This is a genomic window from Coleofasciculus sp. G2-EDA-02, from assembly GCF_040226375.1.
GTDB lineage: Bacteria > Cyanobacteriota > Cyanobacteriia > Cyanobacteriales > Coleofasciculaceae > Coleofasciculus.
Genome location: NZ_JAVKEW010000114.1, coordinates 1 through 20,652 on the forward strand (window position 1 = coordinate 1; position 20,652 = coordinate 20,652).

General features: G+C 47.0%; 17 protein-coding genes and 1 pseudogene. 13 read left to right on the plus strand and 5 right to left on the minus strand.

Annotated features, from left to right (window positions below):
* Window positions 1-624: pseudogene (locus RLO19_RS12805) on the minus strand (photosystem II D2 protein (photosystem q(a) protein)); the annotation flags it as partial.
* A gap of 359 nt (window positions 625-983) precedes the next feature.
* On the opposite strand from RLO19_RS12805, the gene RLO19_RS12810 reads away from it, so the two are divergent.
* The 4 genes from RLO19_RS12810 (at window position 984) to RLO19_RS12825 (ending at window position 4,809) form a co-directional block, all read left to right on the plus strand.
* The gene (locus RLO19_RS12810; protein ID WP_446356907.1) at window positions 984-1,259 is read left to right on the plus strand and encodes a hypothetical protein; all 276 of its coding nucleotides are present in this window, start codon (window positions 984-986) and stop codon (window positions 1,257-1,259) included.
* A gap of 19 nt (window positions 1,260-1,278) precedes the next feature.
* Window positions 1,279-1,956 carry an energy-coupling factor ABC transporter ATP-binding protein gene (locus tag RLO19_RS12815; RefSeq protein WP_446356909.1) on the plus strand — a complete coding sequence of 226 codons (678 nt, stop codon included), beginning with the start codon at window positions 1,279-1,281 and terminating at the stop codon, window positions 1,954-1,956.
* Window positions 1,957-2,015: 59 nt separating this feature from the next.
* The gene (locus RLO19_RS12820; RefSeq protein WP_446356910.1) at window positions 2,016-2,564 is read left to right on the plus strand and encodes an NYN domain-containing protein; all 549 of its coding nucleotides are present in this window, start codon (window positions 2,016-2,018) and stop codon (window positions 2,562-2,564) included.
* A 115-nt stretch (window positions 2,565-2,679) separates the two neighbouring features.
* Window positions 2,680-4,809 carry a putative bifunctional diguanylate cyclase/phosphodiesterase gene (locus RLO19_RS12825; RefSeq protein WP_446356911.1) on the plus strand — a complete coding sequence of 710 codons (2,130 nt, stop codon included), beginning with the start codon at window positions 2,680-2,682 and terminating at the stop codon, window positions 4,807-4,809.
* Here RLO19_RS12825 and RLO19_RS12830 read toward each other — a convergent pair.
* Complete coding sequence (locus tag RLO19_RS12830; protein ID WP_446356913.1) at window positions 4,786-5,016, minus strand: hypothetical protein; 231 nt, start codon at window positions 5,014-5,016, stop codon at window positions 4,786-4,788. The two genes, RLO19_RS12825 and RLO19_RS12830, sit on opposite strands and share 24 nt — an antisense overlap.
* Window positions 5,017-5,118: 102 nt before the next feature.
* Between RLO19_RS12830 and RLO19_RS12835 the strand changes: the two genes are divergently transcribed.
* Both RLO19_RS12835 and RLO19_RS12840 read left to right on the plus strand, forming a co-directional pair.
* Window positions 5,119-6,417, plus strand: coding sequence for a M16 family metallopeptidase (locus tag RLO19_RS12835; protein WP_446356915.1), 1,299 nt, complete (start codon window positions 5,119-5,121; stop codon window positions 6,415-6,417).
* Window positions 6,418-6,548: 131 nt separating this feature from the next.
* On the plus strand, window positions 6,549-7,829 hold the full coding sequence (locus RLO19_RS12840) for a M16 family metallopeptidase (protein ID WP_446356929.1): 1,281 nt from the start codon (window positions 6,549-6,551) through the stop codon (window positions 7,827-7,829).
* A 323-nt stretch (window positions 7,830-8,152) separates the two neighbouring features.
* Here RLO19_RS12840 and RLO19_RS12845 read toward each other — a convergent pair whose 3' ends face one another.
* Together RLO19_RS12845 and RLO19_RS12850 are read right to left on the minus strand one after the other, a co-directional pair.
* Entirely contained in the window at window positions 8,153-9,073 is a 921-nt protein-coding gene (locus RLO19_RS12845; RefSeq protein ID WP_446356917.1) for an ATP adenylyltransferase family protein, read from the minus strand.
* 239 nt (window positions 9,074-9,312) lie between these two features.
* Complete coding sequence (locus RLO19_RS12850; RefSeq protein WP_446356919.1) at window positions 9,313-9,570, minus strand: HepT-like ribonuclease domain-containing protein; 258 nt, start codon at window positions 9,568-9,570, stop codon at window positions 9,313-9,315.
* Here RLO19_RS12850 and RLO19_RS12855 point away from each other — a divergent pair.
* From RLO19_RS12855 to RLO19_RS12880, 6 genes are all read left to right on the plus strand, one after another.
* A complete protein-coding gene (locus RLO19_RS12855) occupies window positions 9,569-10,093 on the plus strand; it encodes a thiamine phosphate synthase (protein WP_446356920.1) in 525 nt (174 codons plus the stop codon). The two genes, RLO19_RS12850 and RLO19_RS12855, sit on opposite strands and share 2 nt — an antisense overlap.
* Before the next feature lie 61 nt (window positions 10,094-10,154).
* The gene (locus tag RLO19_RS12860; protein WP_446356922.1) at window positions 10,155-10,946 is read left to right on the plus strand and encodes a dienelactone hydrolase family protein; all 792 of its coding nucleotides are present in this window, start codon (window positions 10,155-10,157) and stop codon (window positions 10,944-10,946) included.
* A 210-nt stretch (window positions 10,947-11,156) separates the two neighbouring features.
* Window positions 11,157-11,810, plus strand: a complete 654-nt coding sequence (locus RLO19_RS12865) for an S-layer homology domain-containing protein (RefSeq protein ID WP_446356931.1) — start codon at window positions 11,157-11,159, stop codon at window positions 11,808-11,810.
* Window positions 11,811-12,088: 278 nt separating this feature from the next.
* Window positions 12,089-12,739: a hypothetical protein gene (locus RLO19_RS12870; protein WP_446334356.1), complete on the plus strand. Its 651-nt coding sequence runs from the start codon at window positions 12,089-12,091 to the stop codon at window positions 12,737-12,739.
* A gap of 195 nt (window positions 12,740-12,934) precedes the next feature.
* Window positions 12,935-14,506 carry a CHAT domain-containing protein gene (locus RLO19_RS12875; protein ID WP_446356924.1) on the plus strand — a complete coding sequence of 524 codons (1,572 nt, stop codon included), beginning with the start codon at window positions 12,935-12,937 and terminating at the stop codon, window positions 14,504-14,506.
* A 231-nt stretch (window positions 14,507-14,737) separates the two neighbouring features.
* On the plus strand, window positions 14,738-18,577 hold the full coding sequence (locus RLO19_RS12880; RefSeq protein ID WP_446356926.1) for an AAA family ATPase: 3,840 nt from the start codon (window positions 14,738-14,740) through the stop codon (window positions 18,575-18,577).
* Between the two features lie 238 nt (window positions 18,578-18,815).
* Here the strand turns inward: RLO19_RS12880 and RLO19_RS12885 are convergent, their stop codons facing one another.
* Window positions 18,816-19,112: a WGxxGxxG family protein gene (locus RLO19_RS12885; RefSeq protein ID WP_446356928.1), complete on the minus strand. Its 297-nt coding sequence runs from the start codon at window positions 19,110-19,112 to the stop codon at window positions 18,816-18,818.
* A 387-nt stretch (window positions 19,113-19,499) separates the two neighbouring features.
* Here RLO19_RS12885 and RLO19_RS12890 point away from each other — a divergent pair, with 387 nt between their 5' ends.
* A complete protein-coding gene (locus tag RLO19_RS12890) occupies window positions 19,500-20,444 on the plus strand; it encodes an FTR1 family iron permease (RefSeq protein ID WP_446356933.1) in 945 nt (314 codons plus the stop codon).
* The last annotated feature ends 208 nt before the right edge of the window (window positions 20,445-20,652 follow it).

Below are 20,652 nucleotides of genomic sequence, written 5' to 3' on the forward strand. Positions count from 1 at the left end.
AGCTCCACCTAAGATACCCGCCACTCCCATCATGTGGAAGGGGTTGAGTGTCCAGTTGTGGAACCCTTGGAAGAATAGCAAAAAGCGGAAGATTCCGGCTACGCCAAAGCTGGGAGCAAAGAACCAAGAGGATTGCCCCAACGGATAGATCAAGAATACGCTGACAAATACCGCGATAGGTCCACTAAAGGCAATGGCGTTGTAGGGTCGAATTCCGACCACCCGGGAAATTTCAAATTGCCGCAACATGAAGCCAATTAAGCCAAATGCACCGTGCAGGGCGGTAAATGACCAAAGCCCACCGATTTGACACCAACGGGTGAAGTCGCCTTGAGCTTCAGGTCCCCACAATAGCAGTAAGGAATGACCGAAGGTATCGGCGGGGGTAGAAACCGCAACGGTGAGGAAGTTACAGCCTTCCAAGTAGGAAGAAGCTAAACCGTGGGTATACCAAGATGTGACAAAGGTTGTACCGGTTAGCCAAGCCCCAACAGCCAAGTAGGCGCAGGGGAGCAGGAGTATACCTGACCAACCGATAAATACAAAGCGATCGCGCTTGAGCCAGTCATCGAGTGAGTCAAACCATCCTCTTTGGCTGGGAGCGCGTCCGACAGCGATTGTCATAGGTGTAGATCTCCAAGAATTTATAAGTACTAAAGAAAAGCTCTCTCATCTCTCACCTGGATAACTGAGCTTAGATTGTGTCTAAGCAGATAATTGATCCGATTGTGAGTAAAGTTTACTTTTCTTTACGGTCTTGAACTTATATTAAGGTAAATTTTCAGATTTTGCCACTGTCATCTGTTATTTGTCCTTCGTCCTTCGTCCTGCGTCACCCCGGCTCCCAGACGCGCCATGGCATGTAGAGACGCTTCAAAAGCGCGTCTCTACATGCTCCCCCTGCTCTCTCATCTGTCCCTCCTGCCGTCTAAGATAAGAGGGAGACTATATTTATAAAGGAATCCTTAGCGCTTGAGAGTAGCATGTTCACGATTGACTTGACTTTGAAAAACACACCCTTCCCCTTATCCGTGCAACGGAAGTCAACCGAAGCGGCGGAAGAAACTTACCAGGAAATTATGAAAGCCATGAGTTCGGGTAAACCAGCGTTAATAGAACTGACCTGTGAACACCAGTCCGATAAGAAAATCGGCGTTCTCACCAATGAAATTAGTGCGGTGATGATTTCCCAGAAATCTGGTGCTGTGGGGACAGGGCGCACACCCGGTTTCTTTGCCTTAGCTGAAGAAAAACAGTAGTTAACACGTCACCAACGTCATGGTTCAAGCCGCAATTACGGTACGGGATCTATGCTTCAGTTGGTCAAGTGGAGCATCGGTTTTAGACGCTTGCTCTCTAGATGTTCCCAAGGGTGAGTTTTGGATGCTCTTGGGGACGAATGGTAGTGGTAAATCGACATTGCTGCGGTTGCTGGCTGGATTATTGTCACCTGAATCGGGTGAGATACAGATTGAGGGATTAATCGGATTTGTCTTCCAAAACCCTGACCATCAGCTAGTTATGCCGACTGTAGGTGCAGATGTGGCGTTTGGACTGGTGGAGGAGAAGCTTTCCATCGCACAAGTTCGCGCCCGAGTCACCGAAGCCTTAGCCGCGGTCAATCTGCTCGATTTACAACGACGCCCGATTTACGCCCTCAGTGGTGGACAAAAACAGCGCATTGCCATTGCGGGTGCGATCGCGCGTCAGTCTGAGATACTCCTATTGGATGAGCCAACAGCCTTGCTAGATCCCGATACTCAGTTAGATCTGGTGGCTCAAGTCCAGGGCTTGGTCAAAAGTCGCGGGTTAACCGCCCTTTGGGTAACTCATCGGTTGGAAGAGTTGAATTACTGCGACGGAGCATTTTTGCTGGAAAATGGTCGGGTGGTCGCCCAAGGAGAACCAGATCGTCTCAAGCAACAGCTTCTGGGTGAGACAAAACTGTCATCATAAATTAATATAAAGAGGAGATTGAGAAAAATTAACAAAAAATATTAAATTAGCCTTGAAAAATGTCCTCTCCCCCACCCCAGGTTATTTTACTGGTTGATGGTTATAACATCATCGGCACCGAGTCGAGTTTGACAAAGACCCGTGATTGCCATGGACTCTTAGCCGCGCGGCAAGAATTAGTTGAGGTTTTGATTAACTATAGCGCCTTTCGGGGCTATAAAACTCAAGTCGTCTTTGATGCTCACTACCAAAAGACCGGGACTTGCCACGAAGATTTAACCCCCCAGGTATCAGTCTGCTATACGGACTTTGGGCAGACCGCCGATAGCTACATTGAAAAATTTTGTGCGGCTTTTCGGAGTAAGCCCAAGCCATTCAGACAACGATTAATTGTGGCTACCTCAGATCGGGCGCAACGGCTAACAGTTACGGGGTACGGGGCAGAATGGATGTCATCTCAACAGTTAATTAGCGACGTCCATTGCACAAGTCGTGGAGTCCGCCACCGACAACGACCGCCAAAACAATCTCGCGGTCGTTTTTTAGTCCATTCTCTTGACGAGTTGGCACAGCAACGGTTATCTCAATGGCGTCAAGGTATTCGCTGATACCGGGATCAGTCGCTCCCTCTTTAACATTAATGAATTCAATATAGTTATTTAGAGGCTGTCTCTTAGAGGTTGTTTGGGACGCCGATAAACCCATTGGCACAAACAATTAGATATGAAGATTACTCGATACAATGGGGTAGAACCCAAGTTGCAAAAAAGGCACCAGCTAATCCCGGCTATTCTCAATTCTCTAGAGGAAATGGTTTGGTCAGCGTCAGCCCAAACCCATAAGTTATTGTATATTAACCGGGCTGCCGAGAAGGTTTTTGGCAGAACCCTTGCTGAACTGTATGATCAGCCAAATATTTGGCAGTTGATGATTCATCCCGATGATCGTCAGCGAGTTGAGCAGGTGTTTGAGACTTTAGGAGAAAGGGGTAATCAAGCCGTAGAATACAGAATTGTCCGACCCAATGGAGAGGTGCGCTGGATACACAATCGAGTTTGTGCGATCGCAGATATTCAGGGTAGGGTGATTCGGATTGATGGGATTGCTACCGATACCACTAAACGTAAACAAGCCGAAGCCCAACTGTGCACCGAAAGCGACTTACTCCAGGGGATCATGCAAACCAGTGTCGCGGCGATTACGGTCGTTGATACTCAAGGTAACATTATCTTTGCCAACGCGCGATCGCAGCAAGTCCTTGGTTTGACTCAATCCGAATTGGTAGAACGCCATTACAACTCTCCCACTTGGAAGATTACTGATTTTCAAGGCGGACCCTTTCCAGAGGAACAACTCCCCTTCCGACAGGTTATGGCGACAGGTCAACCCGTTTTCGATGTCCAGCATGGGATTGAATGGGCTGATGGGACACGTAAATACCTTTCCATTAATGGCGCTCCTTTAAAAGATGCAGACGGAGTTATTACCCGTATTGTTTTCTCGATTAGTGATATTACTAACCGCCAAAAAGTAGAAGAACAGTTATTATATGATGCTTTACATGATAAGTTAACCAAGTTACCGAATCGTACTCTATTTATGGAGCGAGTTGACCATGCCCTTAAATTAGCCAAACGAAATCAGGATTATTTATTTGCGGTTCTATTCCTGGATTTGGATCGATTTAAGATTGTGAATGATAGCTTGGGACATAATGTTGGTGACCAACTCCTAATTGCCACCGCCCGCAAGTTAGAAAAATGTTTACGAACTACTGATACCGTTGCCCATTTAGGTGGAGATGAATTTACGATTCTCCTCGAAGATATTAAAGATATTAAAGATGCAACTCGTGTAGCTGAGCGGATTCAGGTAACCTTGAAATCCCCCTTTAACTTGAACAATCATGAGGTATTTACGAGTGCGAGTATTGGCATTGCTCTCAGTTCCACAGGATATGAGCGCACCGAAGACATATTAAGGGATGCTGATATTGCCATGTATCGGGCGAAAGAATTAGGCAAAGCTCGTCATGAAATATTTGATAAAATTATGCATGATCAGACCCTAAAATTATTGACCTTGGAAAATGACTTGCGGCGAGCATTGGAACGGCATGAATTTGAAGTCTATTATCAACCGATTACCTCATTAGTAACAGGTACGCTAACCGGATTTGAGGCACTGGTGCGTTGGCAACATCCAGAGCGAGGTTTAGTCTCACCGGTAGAGTTTATCCCAGTCGCCGAAGACACTGGACTGATTATTCCTCTGGGAGAGTGGGTACTCTATGAAGCTTGTCGCCAACTGCGAAGGTGGCAAACTCAATTCCCCACACCAGAGCCATTGAAAATTAGTGTCAATTTATCGGGCAAACAGATTAAAGAGCCGGATCTGATTGGGCAAATTGATCATATTTTAGAAAAGTCAGGCTTAGATGGCAGATTTTTGAAGCTAGAAATTACCGAAAGTGTCTTAATGGAAAATGCCGAAACAGTCACCAAAATGCTGCTGCAATTGAGAGCAAGAGATATCCAGTTGTCAGTGGATGACTTTGGCACGGGATATTCATCCTTAAGTTACTTACACCGATTTCCCGTGAATACCCTTAAAATTGACCGTTCTTTTGTCAGCCAAATGAATTCAAAAAACCGCAATGCTGAGATTATCCGCACCATTATTACCCTGGCTCATAGTTTAAGAATGGATGTCATTGCTGAAGGTGTAGAAACTCTAGAACAATTGACTGAATTGAAACTATTAAACTGTGAACAAGGACAAGGTTATTTATTTTCCAAACCTTTAACTAAGAGTGAAGCCGGACTTTTATTAGTCAGACTTCCTCAATGGTAAGGTAGACGTGTCGCTACTCCAAAGCTTGAGGACAAAGTTCCAGTCTCCTAATCCCTGCTTCCTTTCACTACCCTTGCGCCCAACCCTACGATCATGCAATATATCGAGAAAATCTTTAAAGTAATACGTTAAAACATCATGATTTTTACCGCCTGTCTTTAAATCGCCTCGGCAAATTGGCTTCCATCCACCCCCCAGCACCCCCACACCCCAGCACCCCTGCTATGATTGAACCGAATTCAGTCATCAACGCCCTTAGACGTTAATATAGGACTAATTTAATGTAACTGAAATTTGAGATTAGAGAAATTGCTATCTGAGCCACTGATTTCTACCAAATTTCCTGGTGATATATTCAAACTCGCCAATGGGTTAACTATCATTCACCAGCATTTACCCGCAACGCCTGTCGTTGTGGTTGATGTCTGGGTGAGGGCTGGTGCAACTGTCGAACCCGATGAATGGTGCGGGATGGCTCATTTTTTGGAACACATGATTTTCAAAGGGACACAGCGACTGGTTCCCGGCGCCTTTGATACGGTGATTGAACGTCATGGGGGGCTGACAAATGCGGCGACTAGCCACGATTATGCACATTTCTTCATTACCACCGCCGCACAATACCTCAATGAAACCCTACCCCCGTTGGCGGACTTACTTTTATCTCCAGCCATTCCCGACGTCGAATTTGATCGAGAACGAGATGTGGTGTTAGAAGAAATTCACTCCTGTTATGATAATCCCGACTGGTTAGGATTTCAGGCACTCTCAGAGACAATTTACCAGTATCACCCCTATAGGCGCTCTGTTTTGGGCAACGAAGCGCAATTGAGGGCGCACATTCCTCAGCAGATGCGCCATTTCCACGCGACTCACTACCAACCCGACAATATGACGGTGGTGATTATTGGGGGAGTTGAACAAGAATCGGCGCTAAATTTAGTGAATCAGTCTTTTACCTCGTTTGCGACTCCCGGTGATTGTCCCCAGTTAATCGCCGAAGCCGAACCACCGATTACTGAGATTCGGCGTCAGGAACTGTATTTACCGCGAATCGAACAAGCCCGCCTATTTATGGCTTGGGTGGGACCGGGTGTGGATCAGTTAAAGGATGCTTATGGTTTAGATTTACTTTCGGTATTATTAGCCGATGGACGATCGTCCCGGTTAGTGAGACAATTGCGTGAGGAAGAGCGACTTGTTCAAAATATTGGCAGTGGTTTTTCACTCCAGCGAGATTCTAGCTTGTTTACGATCAATGCCTACCTAGAGCCTGAGCATTTAGAGCGAGTCGAAGCGTTGATTTGTCAGCATCTACTAGAATTACAGCAGACACCGATATCCCCGGAAGAAATCCGTCGCTGTCAGCGGTTATTGTGTAATGACTATATTTTTTCCACCGAAGCTGCTGGTCAGATAGCTGGATTGTATGGGTATTACAATACGATCGCGACTGCAGAATTATCTGTAACCTATCCCGCTCAAATTCAACGACTGACCCCAGTAGACTTGATGCACTTAGCACAGCGTTATCTTTCTCCTTATCACTATGCGGTAACCGTTCTCAAGCCGGTGAGTGAAGATTTGGTGATGGGGGAATTCTTTTGATAGAGACGCGCCATGGCGCGTCTCTACATGATGCGTCTGTAGGGGCTCTTTTGACGACTATCGTTTCTTATCCTTACCCAGATGCAACTCGCGCCCGCCCCGACCAAATTTTGAACTTTGAATTATCGATTATGCCTTCTAGTCTAACTGCCTCACCCCAACAGTCCAGTATCCATCGCACGGTTTTAGATAATGGCATTGTGGTTATTGCCATCGAAAATTCAGCCGCCGATATTATTGCTACTCGCCTATTTTTTCGCACAGGTAGCCAAAGAGAACCGCGAGATAAGGCGGGATTAACTCATCTGCTGGCTGCTGTCTTGACTAAAGGCACCGCCGAACTTTCCTCGATTGAAATCGCCGAACGAGTTGAATCAGTCGGCGCTCAACTGAATACAGATGCAGCAACGGATTACTTTTTACTGTCGCTGAAAACGGTATCCTCAGACTGGCTGGATATGTTAAAGCTAGCCGGACAGATTTTGCGCTCGCCTAGTTTCCCGGAAGCCGAGGTGGAATTGGAACGGGAGCTGACGATTCAGGATATTCGCTCGCAAAAAGAGCAACCCTTTAGCATTGCCTTTGAGCAGTTGCGACAGGTATTATATCAGGATCACCCTTATGCTGTCTCTGTATTGGGTACAGAAGCCACGGTTTCGGAACTATTACCGACGGATTTAAAAGAGTATCATCAAACCTATTTCCGCCCGGATAACCTAGTTATTAGTGTCGCTGGGCGGATCTCACCAGAAGCAGCCGTTGAGCAGATTGAGCAAGTCTTTGGTGATTGGCAACCGCCCTCAACTCCTTTACCAACCCTGACGTTACCGTTAATTACCACTCAGCCTTGCCGAGTCGTTACTCCCCAGGAGACACAGCAATCGGTGGTAATGTTGGGGTATTTAGCCTCATCGGTTACTGATCCGGATTATGGGGCGCTAAAACTGCTGAATACCTATCTGGGGAATGGGCTTTCTAGTCGCTTATTTGTGGAATTGCGGGAAAAGCGGGGATTAGCCTACGATGTTTCGGCGTTTTATCCCACGCGCCAATGTGACTCCCTATTTGTCGTGTATATGGGAACCGCCCCCGAAAATACAACAATCGCGATGGAGGGATTGCGGACAGAAGTAGAACGCCTTTGCAGCTTGAGGTTGAGTGAAGAGGAACTGCAAGCGGCTAAAAATAAACTTCTGGGTCAATATGCTTTAGGGAAACAAACCAATGCTCAACTTGCCCAGATTTATGGCTGGTATGAGACCCTAGGATTGGGAATTGAGTTTGACCTGAAGTTTCAGCAGGATATTGCCCAAGTGACGCCAGAGATGGCGCAAGCGGCGGCACAGCGTTTCTTTGGTGAACCCTTTATTTCTTTAGTGGGTCCGACTGAAGCGATTACCCAGATAGGTTGAGATCCCAGACGTGCCATGGCACGTCTCTACAGGATTGGGGGATCTTGCCTCTAATTCGGGTTTGCTGCACAACGGCAAAACCCTTATCTATCAAGGCTTTGAGTAGCATGGACATTGGAGCATCTTCAAGGAAATAGGGTAAAACCCTTTCATACCCTTGCACCGCTATCAGGGAAAATGTATCATTGCTCCCCCTGCTCCCCCTGCTCCCCCTGCTTCCCCTGCTCCCCCTGCTTCCCCTGCTCCCCCTGCTTCCCCTGCTTCCCCTGCTCCCCCTGCTTCCCCTGCTCCCTACCCCTCCACAAGACTCCCTGGAGCAGACTCTAATTCGATACCTGTTTGAGGATAGTCACCGGACCTGAGTCTTTGAGGATCTGCATTTGCTGGGAATTGCGAACTAGCAGCGCCCCCGCAAAGCCTAGTGAATTGACCGAGATAGATTCAAACTCTTCTTGCTTTCGCGGCACAAGCAGCATCCATTCTCGTGTGGCTAGCAGGTTGTAGGGGGCGGATTGTTTGATTCCCTGGTGGGGCATACCTACAGCATCTAAAAGCCTGTGATAAGCGTCCAGAATGGCTTGAGCGGCAACGTCTGGCGAGTCTATCCAATTGGGAGCGCATGGGGTTATGGCATGAATAAAGGGAAAGCTCGGTATTCTACCAATGGAACCCTGAAAATTAGCTGATGCGATCGCGGGTTCGATGGGTAGCTTGGATATCTCCGGTATTAAGGGTAAAGGAACGAGTTGTAAATGTTTGTGTCGCTGACTCGCACCCGCTATTTTGCCGCCGTTATAGAAGGCTAAACCATCAATTTCTGCTAAACCTGCCCACATTGCCTGAAAATCGGATAACGTGAGCCAATTATCCTGGTCTTCAAATTCCCGTGTGACGATCAGGAGGTGGTAGTCAACTACGTTGAATTTATTTAACAGACACAGGTGGGTGTCAGAAATATCCGCAACGAATAAATCTTCCTCGTAGGGGAGAAATGGGTTAAAGTCCTTGCCAGAGTTAGCTTTTTTCTTCTTTTGCTGCTTCTTGTCCTTATCTTTGCGATCAAGGTTAGAGGCAATCCGCACCAGAAAGCGAATTCCATCCTGTTCGACGAACTCACACTCGGTTGCGATTGGTTGCAGTGCGCCGCATTGGAGGGCGTGTTCGGTTGTCTTTTGAACCTTTGACCATAGTGTACCCGGTTTTAGGGTGAGTGTTTTCTGTTCCGTGGGTTTTTCTTCGGGCATAGTTAATCGTCATATCCGCCGTATGCGAATCTAATCTAGACGATTTGATCAATTTTGCCCAGAACTAGAGTGTCGGTTGTGTAATCCCAGTGAACGGTTACGCAGTAATAAGAGCAAATCCGTTAGCATCGGAATTATATTTTTTCAACGCAAAGGACGCAGAGGTTAACGCAGAGGTACGCAGAGGGAGTTGATGGATATGGGCTGATAATTTTATCGGATTTCAAAATAGTCAGAAGCTATACTCCATTTTCTTCGCTTTCTAGTACCTCCTGTAATTGTAAAGCCAGCAAGGGAAGATTATTTTTAATCGCCCTCCAAATTATCTCTAATTCTACCTGGAAGTATTCGTGAAAAATAATATTTCGCATATCCCCCATCAATCGCCAAGGTATCTGGGGGTAGCGAGATTGCATTTCAGGGGGAATGTTTCTAGCCGCCTCACCAATAATGCCAAAGTCGTAGAGGACAGCTTTAATAATTGTTCTATTTGCCATGACGACGGGTGTATTGTTGCTTGTACACAGCTATCCTAAATTAGCATTGGAATATAATCTAGCGGGGGTTCATCTATCATCAACGACAGCCATTTCACCTGTGCGGCAAAAGCTTCCACCTGAGATGCTTGTAGGAGTCTCGCGTCATGGAACCGACGCACTCGATCAGGATGATATTGGTTTGGCTGACTATGCTACGATCAGTCCAGTCTATTCACCTGTGTCAAAACCCAATGATCGGCGCAACACATTGGGATTAGAGGGGTTGAGAGATAGCGTTAGGCGCAGTTACCGTCCTTTAGTCGCCCTCGGTGGAATTAAGCCAGGGCGAGTGAGTGTTGCGATCGCACATGGGGTAAAAGCCGTTGCAGTCATTGGTGCGGTGATGGCGGCAGAAAATCCTGCTAGTGTTGTGCAAAGATTACTCTATGAGGATGCTCATCGGGCGACAAAATCAAGATTTAGAGGATTGACTGTGTATAGACATTCCGCCGGAGGAGTCTCTACGGCTTTGAACCGCTAACTGCTATTTCCGAATCCTATCCAGATAAGATATCCTAACCAAATAACTAACCCTAACTGCTATGAAACCTCTACTCGCTTCGCTGATCATTACTCCACTATTTACTCTACTTAGTTCAGCCATTGCTCTAGCTGAAGTTCGTACTCAAGTGATTGAATACCAACAGGGTGATACTGTACTCCAAGGCTTTCTGGCTTACGATGATGAGATTGAGGGAAAGCGCCCCGGTGTGATGGTGGTTCACGCCTGGAAAGGATTGGGAGATTACGAGAAGCAACGGGCAAAACAGCTTGCTGAATTGGGTTATGTGGCATTTGCGGCTGATATTTATGGTAAGGGAATTCGACCCAAAACGAATGAAGAAGCCAGAGAACAAGCGAGTATTTATCGGTCAAATCGAAAGTTAATGCGCGATCGCGCCCAAGCTGGATTGCAAGTGTTGCAACAATATCCGTTGACGGATGCTAATCAAGTTGCCGCGATCGGTTATTGTTTTGGAGGCGGTACAGTATTGGAATTAGCCCGCAGTGGTGCGCCAGTTGCTGGGGTAGTTAGCTTCCATGGTAATTTAGATACACCCAATTCCGCAGATGCTCAAGGGATTAAAGGTAGAGTTCTGGTGTTGCATGGTGCAGCCGATCCCCTAGTCCCCGATGAGCAAGTTGATGCTTTTAAACGAGAAATGAATTATGCCAATGTAGACTGGCAAATGGTTATGTACGGTAATGCTGTTCACAGCTTTAGTGATCCGAATGCGGGAAATGACCCCTCAACGGGAGTTGCTTACAATGAGTTGGCTGATAAGCGCTCTTGGGCGGCAATGAATCGGTTTTTTGCTGAACTATTTCGTTGAATTTGTCAAGGAGACGTTCCGGCGGAACGTCTCTACCAAATGATGTACCCTTCTGCCCTCTGCCTTGGGCAGATCAATATAACCTGATGGGAGGAGGACACCTGCGATCGCACCCGCTTAGGATTAATCTGGTTGAAACTCCCTCGTTGGTGGCAACGTCAATGGTTCTGGAAAACCTTGGCGTTTATCAAAGGATTGGTATTTTACACTATGCATCGCATTTTTGGCATCCTACCTCTGGTATTTTTACTGCAAAGTCTTCCTGTTGTTGCCCAAGAGTCAACAACCCTTGACCCAGTTGAACAGGTTATCGCGGCTGGATGGATGAATCGCGATCGCGAGGGGGATTTTCAGGCACAAAGAATTCTCAATCGAGCTGAATTAGCATCGATTTTAGTCAAAACCTTTGACTTAGAAAAACGAGTCGCCCAACCTGACAAACCGATTCCTGTCCTCGATGTGCCTACCTCTCATTGGGCATATCGTGATATTCAATTGGTCTTGCAAAATAACGTGATGACGGGTTACCGTCAGGGACGATTTTTTCCCAATCAACGGGTTACTCGTGCCGAAGCATTCTCTATTTTAGCTCAAGCCTATGGCGTGTTTCAGTTTCCAGAGGATACGGTGACTGAACTGCTTTCGCGCTATCCCGATGCTGAAAAAATACCAACTTGGGCAAGAAAATCAATTGCCACGGCTTTGTATGAGGGGTTCGTTAATATTGATCCCTTAACTAATTCTATTGCTCCTCTCGCACCGATGACCCGTGGAGATATGGCTTATGCCTTGAGTAAGTATCTGGAACGACAAGAAATCACTGCCCCGATTCCCTGGACTGTTGAGGAACCGGCGCCCATGTAACAAAACTCCCAGGAAACATGTTTTGACCCAATAATTTGAGTATAGGGCGACCCGCTCCTATTGAGCGGATTCGGGGTTGTTCATTTTGGTAAGCGGGTCGTCCCTATATTCCTCTATGATGAGAAAGGACAGGTTTTTCTGAGGAATACCATGAACCATGAACCATGAACCATGAATAAGATAAAAAAAAGATAGTATTGTTGATTAAGCTTGTCCACCTTCCATCGCTGTGATCACTCAGCTATTTTTGAACATAATTTAGGAGAAAGGGGTATCTAATGGATTCTGAACCCTCTAATGAAAATATAAACACCCCCTTAGTTTCAGCCGTGGTTGAGGCTACGCTCAACCAAAATTACCCTCGTCTTAATAAACTCCTTAAAACCGCGCTCTATGACACTCCTATCCAAGAACCTGAATCATTACGAGCGCAAATCGCTAGAACTTTCCTGATTCAAGTGGCTCAAGGTTTAGAGGAATCCGTGGGCGCGAAGCACCATATCCTGGCTTGGTTTATGGTATATGTCGGCTTGGGAAGCGCACCACCAGAGGCAATTCAAGCCGCGCAAATGGTACTCGACGAAGGATTAAAACCCTTTGCCGATTTCTTTGTGGATCGTCAAGGGATTCATTTCTATAATCATGGTGATAATGCGGACAACATTAATAAAATTCCGCCTCGTCTATCGGAGTTTACCCAGATGACTGTGCGGATTTCTCAGGAAGAAGTGCAGCAGGTTATGGGGAAATACAGTTTATCGGAAGAGAAAGCCCGACAAGTGGTTTTAAATCTGAAAATATTGGAGCAGAAAATGAATGTACAGTTTCAACAATTATTAATGGTTTTAGATTCTAATGAAGCTTTACTGAATCAGGTGATGACATTGGATTTAAGTCAACCCGATAAGCCAAACCGTTTTGGTATGTAATAATAAATCAGGTGCTAGTACAAAAAGGCTCCAAGGCAGAAGATTTTAAGGTTTATGATATCTGCTAAATACTGAATCAGGGCTTTAGTCATGGGATTTAATCGGATTGGATGCACTACCTGCGTAGCTATTTTTGTTGTTGTTTCAGTTCCGTTGCTATTGAGTTCAACTGGATTATTCTCTAAAACGCATCTGTTGGCGTTCTCAGTTGATGCTCGTAAAACAGAGGCAGAGCGATGGTTAAAACAAGGGGTTGAGCAGTTGCGCCAGCAGGAATTAGATGGGGCGATAAAGTCGAGCCAGCAAGCATTGAGCATTTATCAGGATAGTCGCGATCGCTTGGGTATAGCGCAGTCCTTAAATCATCTGGGATTGGGATTATACAAAAAAGGTCAATACCAAGCCGCCGAGCAAATCTGGCGCGAAGGGATTCAGGTTTTGGCATCTGCATCACCTGATCATAAAAGCCATGATGCCCAATCAAAACGAGTAGAAACACAAGTTGCAATTTATCAGCTATTGCAAAAATCATTAATTGCTCAGGGCAAAATTAATCAAGCTCTTTTAGTGTCTGAGCAGAGTCGGGCAATGGTGTTTAGAGAATTATTGCTCGCGGGTTCCCCGGACATTTCAAGTGTTACCTCTCCCATCGCACCACCAACAATTGAGCGGATTCAACAGATTGCCCAAGAGCGAAACGCGACCCTGGTAGAATATTCGATTATTGATAATCCCTTGGCTGAAACTAATCAACCCGAAGAACTCTTCATTTGGGTGGTTGAGCCCACAGGGGAAATCACCTTTCGTCAGAGCAATCTCACGCAACTTTGGCAAGAAGAAAAAACCACCCTAACCGACTATGTAAGTAATATCCGTCAATCCCTCGCCGCTTCCCAGTGGGGTACTGGTAGTTCTCGGCGCAAGATTCGACCTTTTATGCAACTGTATCAGGTTTTAATTGAACCGATCGCAGATAAATTGCCCACTGATCCAAACGCTCATGTTATCTTTATTCCGCAACAATCTCTGTTGATGATTCCCTTTTCTCCTCTGCAAGATGAGTCGGGTAACTATTTGCTGGAAAAACACACAATTTTAACCGCTCCAGCAATTATGGTATTGGATATCACCCGCCGAAGCCAGGTTAATATTCCAGAATCTCTGCAACAATGGTTAGTGGTGGGAAATCCTAACCCGATGCCTGGAGACTTCTCGCCCTTACCTGCTGCCGAAAAGGAAGCCAAGGCGATTGCATCTCTGGTGAACACCCAAGCGATTACGGGAGAGGTAGCGACTAAAGCCGAGATTGTGCCGCAGATGTCCGCTTCACGAGTGATTCATTTAGCCACTCATGGTATATTTGATGAACAGCAAGGATGGGAGAGTGCGATCGCGCTGGCATCAACCGATACTGATAACGGCTGGCTAACGGCAAAAGAAATCCTAGATTTAAACCTTACTGCGGAGTTAGTGGTTCTCAGTGCTTGTAATACGGGGCGAGGTAGCATTAGTGGGGATGGATTGGCTAGCTTATCTAGTGCTTTAATAGCATCAGGGGCGTCTAGTGTGATTGTCTCTTTATGGTCAATTCCTGACTCACCCACCGCCTTTTTGATGCAGGAATTTTATTATAATTTACAGCAAAATTATGACAAAGCCCAAGCCTTACGAAAAGCCATGTTAACCACAATGGAAAAATATCCAGATCTCCGGGATTGGGCAGCATTTACGTTAATTGGTGAAAGTAGCCAATCGCCCACAGACTAGAAGTCTGGGGCTATACAAACTTGCGTCCGCCTGCGCGGACTCAATTCAGCCTGCGGAGGCAGGCTTTGTTTGTGTAGCAGCGATTTCAATCGCCTCCTCTTGCTGGCAACAGAGACACGGCAATGCCGTGCCCCTACCAGGTTTAGGGTAGCTGGATGGTGTGTAAATCCTCAAGAGGAGTTTATAATAGTCCCAATATTAACAATACAAAACTTGCAGAGGTAGGGTTGAATGGATGGTCGAGGCGAACTACTACAGCGTCTGAAAAGGCTGAATCCGGCTCAATTTGAGGAAGTGCTGTTCCGGTTGGAAATTGACCCGGCGATTATTCCCAGCCCGTTTGCCGAGCAATCGCTGCGAGCTATCCGAGTTATTCAACGGCTGGAGCAAGAGTCAGAGGGATTTGAACGCCTCAATCAAACCCTGGCTGAATCGGCTATTGCGATTATTGGTGAGCAATATATCGGCTACGAGATAGAAGCTCAAGTTAAGGGAATTGTTCATGAGTATATCCAGCAGCCGTTTGAAGGGCGAGAGGAGGAGCAGCGTCAGCTTGATGAGTTTGTGCAGCACAATTCTAGGGGGGTGCTGTTGGTAATGGGTGCGGCAGGTTTTGGCAAATCGGCTCTGTTGTCCCATTGGCAACAAACCCAGCAGGAAAATTGTTTCATCGCCTATCACTGCTTTAGTTATCGTTACCAGAAAACGCGCTCGGTGTCTGAAGCCTATCGCCATCTGCTCAAACAACTCTATCTGTATCACAACATCCGCAATGGGCAGTTTCCTAATGATCCCAATCGGATGCGGGATATGCTGGTGGGGATGCTGGAGAAACCTGTCTCACCAGAGGGTAAGCGTCTGATGATTGTGTTAGATGGGTTGGATGAGGCTTCAAAAACATTGGAGCCGTTTTTTACCAGGCTTCCGGATGGCGTGTTTGTGATTGCTTCAGCACGCGCCGAGTCAGAGGATGAGCCGGAATACCTGCGGAATTGGACAGATAATGCTCAGAGATTGTATCTGAAGCGGCTACGCCGTGAGGCAATTCCCAAGTGGTTAGGGGAAATCAGCGAGTTAGTCACCTATAGCCAGAATCAGGATTTTGTTAAACGGCTGGATGAGATAACCGGGGGATTCCCGCTTTACCTGCGTTATCTGATTGATGAATTGAGACAGGCGGCAAAAAAGCGTCAGGATGTGCAGGGGGTACTCCGGAATAGTCCCGGTGGGTTCAAAGCTTATGTGAAAGAACAGTTTCGCCAACTTGCCCAAGTTGAGGAAATTAAGCGACAAAGGGAAGTGCGGGAGTTGTTTGCTTTGCTGTCAGTGGCGTTGGGAGCGTTATCTGAGGATGATATTGAAGAGTTGACTGAGTTGAATGCCTGGGATTTAGCCGATTTACCCTGGCAGGCGACACGGTGGTTTAGTATTCAAACGGGTTGTTATAGTTTTGCTCACCCGTTACTCGCCCAGGAGTTTAAAGGGGCGCTGGGGCGTCAGGCTGGTTTGGCGGAAGATAAGTTAATTGACTATTGTGCCAAATGGCAGGAACTGGAGCGTTCCGATTATGGATTACGATATTATGCCGAACATTTGGGATTGGCAAAGCGGTGGCAGGAATTGTATGAACTGGCTCGTAATAAGGAATTTGTCACGGCTCAATGGCAGCATTTACCGGAACAGCCGGATTTGCCTCTAAAGACAGTGCAGATAGCGTTGTCGGGTGCAGCCGAAACCGATGATGCAGGTTGGATGGCAGAGTTTCTGCTGGTACACGCAGAGCGAGTGATGCAAATCGCCAAAGAGTCACCCCTGGATATATTGCGATTAGGCAGTATTGACGGAGCCTTGGCATTGGCGGAGAAGTTTGATCCGCAACGCTGTGTTCTGTGGTATCTGCTGCTGGCATGGGAGTTAGCAAAAGATGCCAGCCAGGATGGGGAGAAAATGGAACAAGCGCGGGAAATATTGGAGCGATTACAACAGCAGAAGAATTTGCCCCGTTTATTAAACCATTGGATGGAGATGTGTGCTGTTTACTTACTGAAACTCTTATTGACAGCGACAAAAGGGATGTTTATAGGGCTGTCAAGGCTAATTCTAGGTAATAATAGTCTCGCCAATCTGTGCCAGAGCCTTGTCGAAGCGAATGACTTCACCGCCGCCATCCACACCGCACAACAAATTGAGGATTCTAACAACCGGGCAAGGGCGTTGGTGGAGATTGCCAAAGCCCAGGTACAGACAGAAAACTTCACCGCCGCCATCCACACCGCACAGCAAATTGATCATTCTTACTACCGGGCAGAGGCGCTGCTTGATATTGCTAGAGCACAGCCAACGGCAGAAAACTTCACCGCCGCCATCCACACCGCTCAGCAAATTGATCATTCTAACAACCGAACAGAGGCGCTGGTTAAGATTGCCAAAGCCCAGGTACAGACAGAAAACTTCACCGCCGCCATCCACACCGCACAACAAATTGAGGATTCTAAATACCGGGCAGAGGCGCTTCTTGAGATTGCTAAAGCACAGCCAACGGCAGAAAACTTCACCGCCGCCATCCACACCGCTCAGCAAATTGAGTATTCTCACTACCGGGCAGAGGCGCTGGTTAAGATTGCTAAAGCACAGCCAACGGCAGAAAACTTCACCGCCGCCATCCACACCGCACAGCCACTTAAGTATTCTCACTACCAGGCAATGGTGCTGCTTGATATTGCTAGAGCACAGCCAACGGTAGAAAACTTCACCGCCGCCATCCACACCGCACAGCAAATTGATCATTCTTACTACCGGGCAGATGCGCTGTTTATAATTGCTGCAGCACAGCCAACGGCAGAAAACTTCGCCGCCGCCATCAACACCGCACAGCACATTGAGAATTTTAAATACCGGGCAAGGGTGCTGGTGGAGATTGCTAAAGCACAGGCACAGGCAGAAAACTTCACCGCCGTCATCGACACCGCACAACAAATTGAGGATTCTTACTACCGGGCAAGGGCGTTGCTGGAGATTCCTAAAGCCCAGGTACAGACAGAAAACTTCACCGCCGCCATCCACACCGCACGGCAAATTGAGCATTCTAAATACCGGGCATTGGCGCTGTTTATAATTGCTAAAGCACAGCCAACGGCAGAAAACTTCGCCGCCGCCATCCACACCGCACAACAAATTGAGGATTCTGACAACCGGGAAAGGGCGCTTCTTGAGATTGCCAAAGCACAGGCACAGGCAGAAAACTTCACCGCTGCCATCCACACCGCTCAGCAAATTGAGTCTTCCTACGACCGGACACTGGCGCTGGTTGAGATTGCCAAAGCACAGGCACAGACAGAAAACTTCACCGCTGCCATCCACACCGCTCAGCAAATTGAGTCTTCCTACCACCGGGCAGAGGCACTGGTTGAGATTGCTAAAGCACAGGCACAGGCAGAAAACTTCGCCGCCGCCATCGACACCGCTCAGCAAATTGAGGGTTCCTACGACCGGGAAAGGGCGTTGGTTGAGATTGCTAAAGCACAGGCACAGACAGAAAACTTCACCGCCGCCATCCACACCGCTCAGCAAATTGAGTCTTCCTACCACCGGACACTGGCGCTTCTTGAGATTGCCAAAGCTCAGCCAACAGCAGAAAATTTCACCGCCGCCATCCACACCGCTCAGCAAATTGAGTCTTCCTACGACCGGACACTGGCGCTTCTTGAGATTGCTAAAGCTCAGGTACAGGCAGAAAACTTCACCGCCGCCATCGACATCGCACAGCAAATTGAGAATTTCGACAAACAGGCATTGGCGCTGGTTGAGATTGCCAAAGCTCAGGTAGAAGCCAAATGCATTGAACAGGCACTTTTAACCGCCGAGAAGATTCTCATGAACCGCAATGAACACCTTCCCAATATCGCTGCTACCTCTGTCAAAACAGGCGATAAAGAAAACTTCAAGCGTCTGTTAATTCCCTGTGCTTACTACCTAGATGCTGCCTATAAAATGTGTGGACATCTCGCCCAACTGTATCCGCATCAAGCATCAGATATCCACGAAATTGCCAATAGACATCTCCGAAAATAGTGAAAGCCCCTGATTAAAAGGTTTTCAGGTTATTTAGGAGACTTAGCCATTCAGCGTCTGGTAACGCTACAATAAGCTTTTGGGATAGATGCTATTAAGAAAAACCGCTAAAGCACTATCGCTATTCTGTAAGGGTTTGGCTTTCCAGGTGAGGCTCCCGTTATAACGTGGGAGCGTTTAACGGGAGAGAACATCACAAGGGTAGTCAATTCAAAAGCCACAGCTTGGAACGCAACGACTAACGACGGTAATCTGTCCCCGGACGAACTCCCACCGTAGGGTCATTAGCCACGTAATCCGTAGTAGTTACAGTAGGTTCTTTGCGCTTTTTACCAGCCAAACCTGCTAATCCCAACAAACCGAGTAGACCTAACCAACCCCAGTCAAAGTCATTTTCAGTTTCTATTTCTTCAACTCCTTCGTAGGTTTCAGGTTGAGCATACTGAGCTTGTGCGACAGAAGTGAAAGGGGCAAAGGATAAAGTAGCTGCAATTACACCAGCTCCAGCCCATTTGGAAAATTTAGAAAGGTTCATTATTTTATGTCTCTTTTTTAAGGCACTGCTATTACTTAACTACTTTATCCCTTGCTTATTTAATTTCAATCAATCTTTAGTATGAAGCTTGAAAAAATCTCTATGAGACTGAAGAGAGATAAAATTAGACGAGGTAATATCCCTAAAAGTGGATAGTAAAAAAACTCTCTATCCTAAAGAGATTCGCACGAGAACTGATGAGGCTTCTCTTGTTAATTATTTACAGTCAAGTTTCCATAAGCTCTCTCTATTGAGAGAAGCGCTTGAACCCAACCCCAACAAAAGTTGATAAGATGGCAAAAAAGCGCGGGAGATATCCATGTCTGTACTAGAAGGAACCCAGAAAGCTAAAATCATGAGAAAATGACCCTTGAAGCCTTAGAAATCATGGATTTTAGTCCTGCTTTACCAACCTTTGTCATTACCCTCCGGGAAGGTGTGGAAGCCGCCCTGGTGGTAGGAATTGTACTGGCTTGCCTCCAAAAAGCAAAAGCCGAACAGCTCAACCCATGGGTATATAGCGGTGTGGTGGCGGGAATTATCGCCAGTGCCTTGGTGGGTATCTTATTCACTTGGGGCATTCAGGCTTTGAGTACCACCTATCCAGAGTACGCCCCCGTAATTGAACCCCTTCTAGAGGCAGTGTTTGGTGTTATTGCGATCGCACTGCTCAGTTGGATGCTAATTTGGATGACTAAGCAGGCAAAATCGCTCAAAGCTGAAATTGAAGGGACTATCACATCTGCGATCGCAGAAGGTGCGGATGGGGGTTGGGGTGTTTTTAGCTTAATTTTCATTGCCGTCTTGCGAGAGGGTTTTGAAACCGTTGTATTTATCGTTGCTAAGTTTCAACAGGGACTGATGCCAGCTTTAGGAGCAATAGGTGGCATAGTTGGAGCTGTGGTCATTGGTTTCCTCCTATTCAAGTGGGGCGTCAAGATTAACATCCGCCAGTTTTTCCAGGTTATGGGCGTTTTGTTACTCCTGATTGTTGCGGGTTTAGTTGTGGGGGCTTTAGCCCATTTTGACCAAGCTGCTGCCGCCTTGGCACAGATAAACCCTCAGTCACAAGCCTTGTGCTTCTACTATGACCACTTTGCCGAAGACCATTCCTGTCTTCTCGGATCAAGGGTTTGGAATACCAGTGGTATCTTACCTGACAATAAGTTTCCGGGTTTGGTGCTTAAAGCTTTATTTGGCTATCGAGCCAAAATCTACTTAGTGCAAGCGGTGAGCTACCTAGTATTTTTATTTGCGATCGCAAGTATTTATTTCCGCAGCTTGAGTGTACCAACAGGGGAACGGGCTAAAGGCGATCGCGTCGCTCAATAAACGGCGCTGGCTTGGTGACATACTCCAGACAGCGATACAAGTATACGCTGCTGGCTTCTCCCTTCCCCCCTTTATCCCCCCCTTTCATCACCCCCTTTCATCCCCCCCTTTCATCCCCCCCTTTCATCCCCCCCGTTCATCCCCCCCATTCATCCCCCCCGGTCAAGGGGGGGCTTGGGGGGGGGGGGGGGGGGGGGGGTGGGGGGTA

What these genes read in the sequence shown, in the direction of transcription:
- RLO19_RS12810 (WP_446356907.1), top strand. Translation starts at nt 984, where the DNA reads ATGTTCACGATTGACTTGACTTTGAAAAACACACCCTTCCCCTTATCC.
- RLO19_RS12815 (WP_446356909.1), top strand. Translation starts at nt 1,279, where the DNA reads ATGGTTCAAGCCGCAATTACGGTACGGGATCTATGCTTCAGTTGGTCA.
- RLO19_RS12820 (WP_446356910.1), top strand. Translation starts at nt 2,016, where the DNA reads ATGTCCTCTCCCCCACCCCAGGTTATTTTACTGGTTGATGGTTATAAC.
- RLO19_RS12825 (WP_446356911.1), top strand. Translation starts at nt 2,680, where the DNA reads ATGAAGATTACTCGATACAATGGGGTAGAACCCAAGTTGCAAAAAAGG.
- RLO19_RS12840 (WP_446356929.1), top strand. Translation starts at nt 6,549, where the DNA reads ATGCCTTCTAGTCTAACTGCCTCACCCCAACAGTCCAGTATCCATCGC.
- RLO19_RS12845 (WP_446356917.1), bottom strand. Translation starts at nt 9,073, where the DNA reads ATGCCCGAAGAAAAACCCACGGAACAGAAAACACTCACCCTAAAACCG.
- RLO19_RS12855 (WP_446356920.1), top strand. Translation starts at nt 9,569, where the DNA reads ATGACGACGGGTGTATTGTTGCTTGTACACAGCTATCCTAAATTAGCA.
- RLO19_RS12850 (WP_446356919.1), bottom strand. Translation starts at nt 9,570, where the DNA reads ATGGCAAATAGAACAATTATTAAAGCTGTCCTCTACGACTTTGGCATT.
- RLO19_RS12860 (WP_446356922.1), top strand. Translation starts at nt 10,155, where the DNA reads ATGAAACCTCTACTCGCTTCGCTGATCATTACTCCACTATTTACTCTA.
- RLO19_RS12865 (WP_446356931.1), top strand. Translation starts at nt 11,157, where the DNA reads ATGCATCGCATTTTTGGCATCCTACCTCTGGTATTTTTACTGCAAAGT.
- RLO19_RS12870 (WP_446334356.1), top strand. Translation starts at nt 12,089, where the DNA reads ATGGATTCTGAACCCTCTAATGAAAATATAAACACCCCCTTAGTTTCA.
- RLO19_RS12880 (WP_446356926.1), top strand. Translation starts at nt 14,738, where the DNA reads ATGGATGGTCGAGGCGAACTACTACAGCGTCTGAAAAGGCTGAATCCG.
- RLO19_RS12885 (WP_446356928.1), bottom strand. Translation starts at nt 19,112, where the DNA reads ATGAACCTTTCTAAATTTTCCAAATGGGCTGGAGCTGGTGTAATTGCA.
- RLO19_RS12890 (WP_446356933.1), top strand. Translation starts at nt 19,500, where the DNA reads ATGGATTTTAGTCCTGCTTTACCAACCTTTGTCATTACCCTCCGGGAA.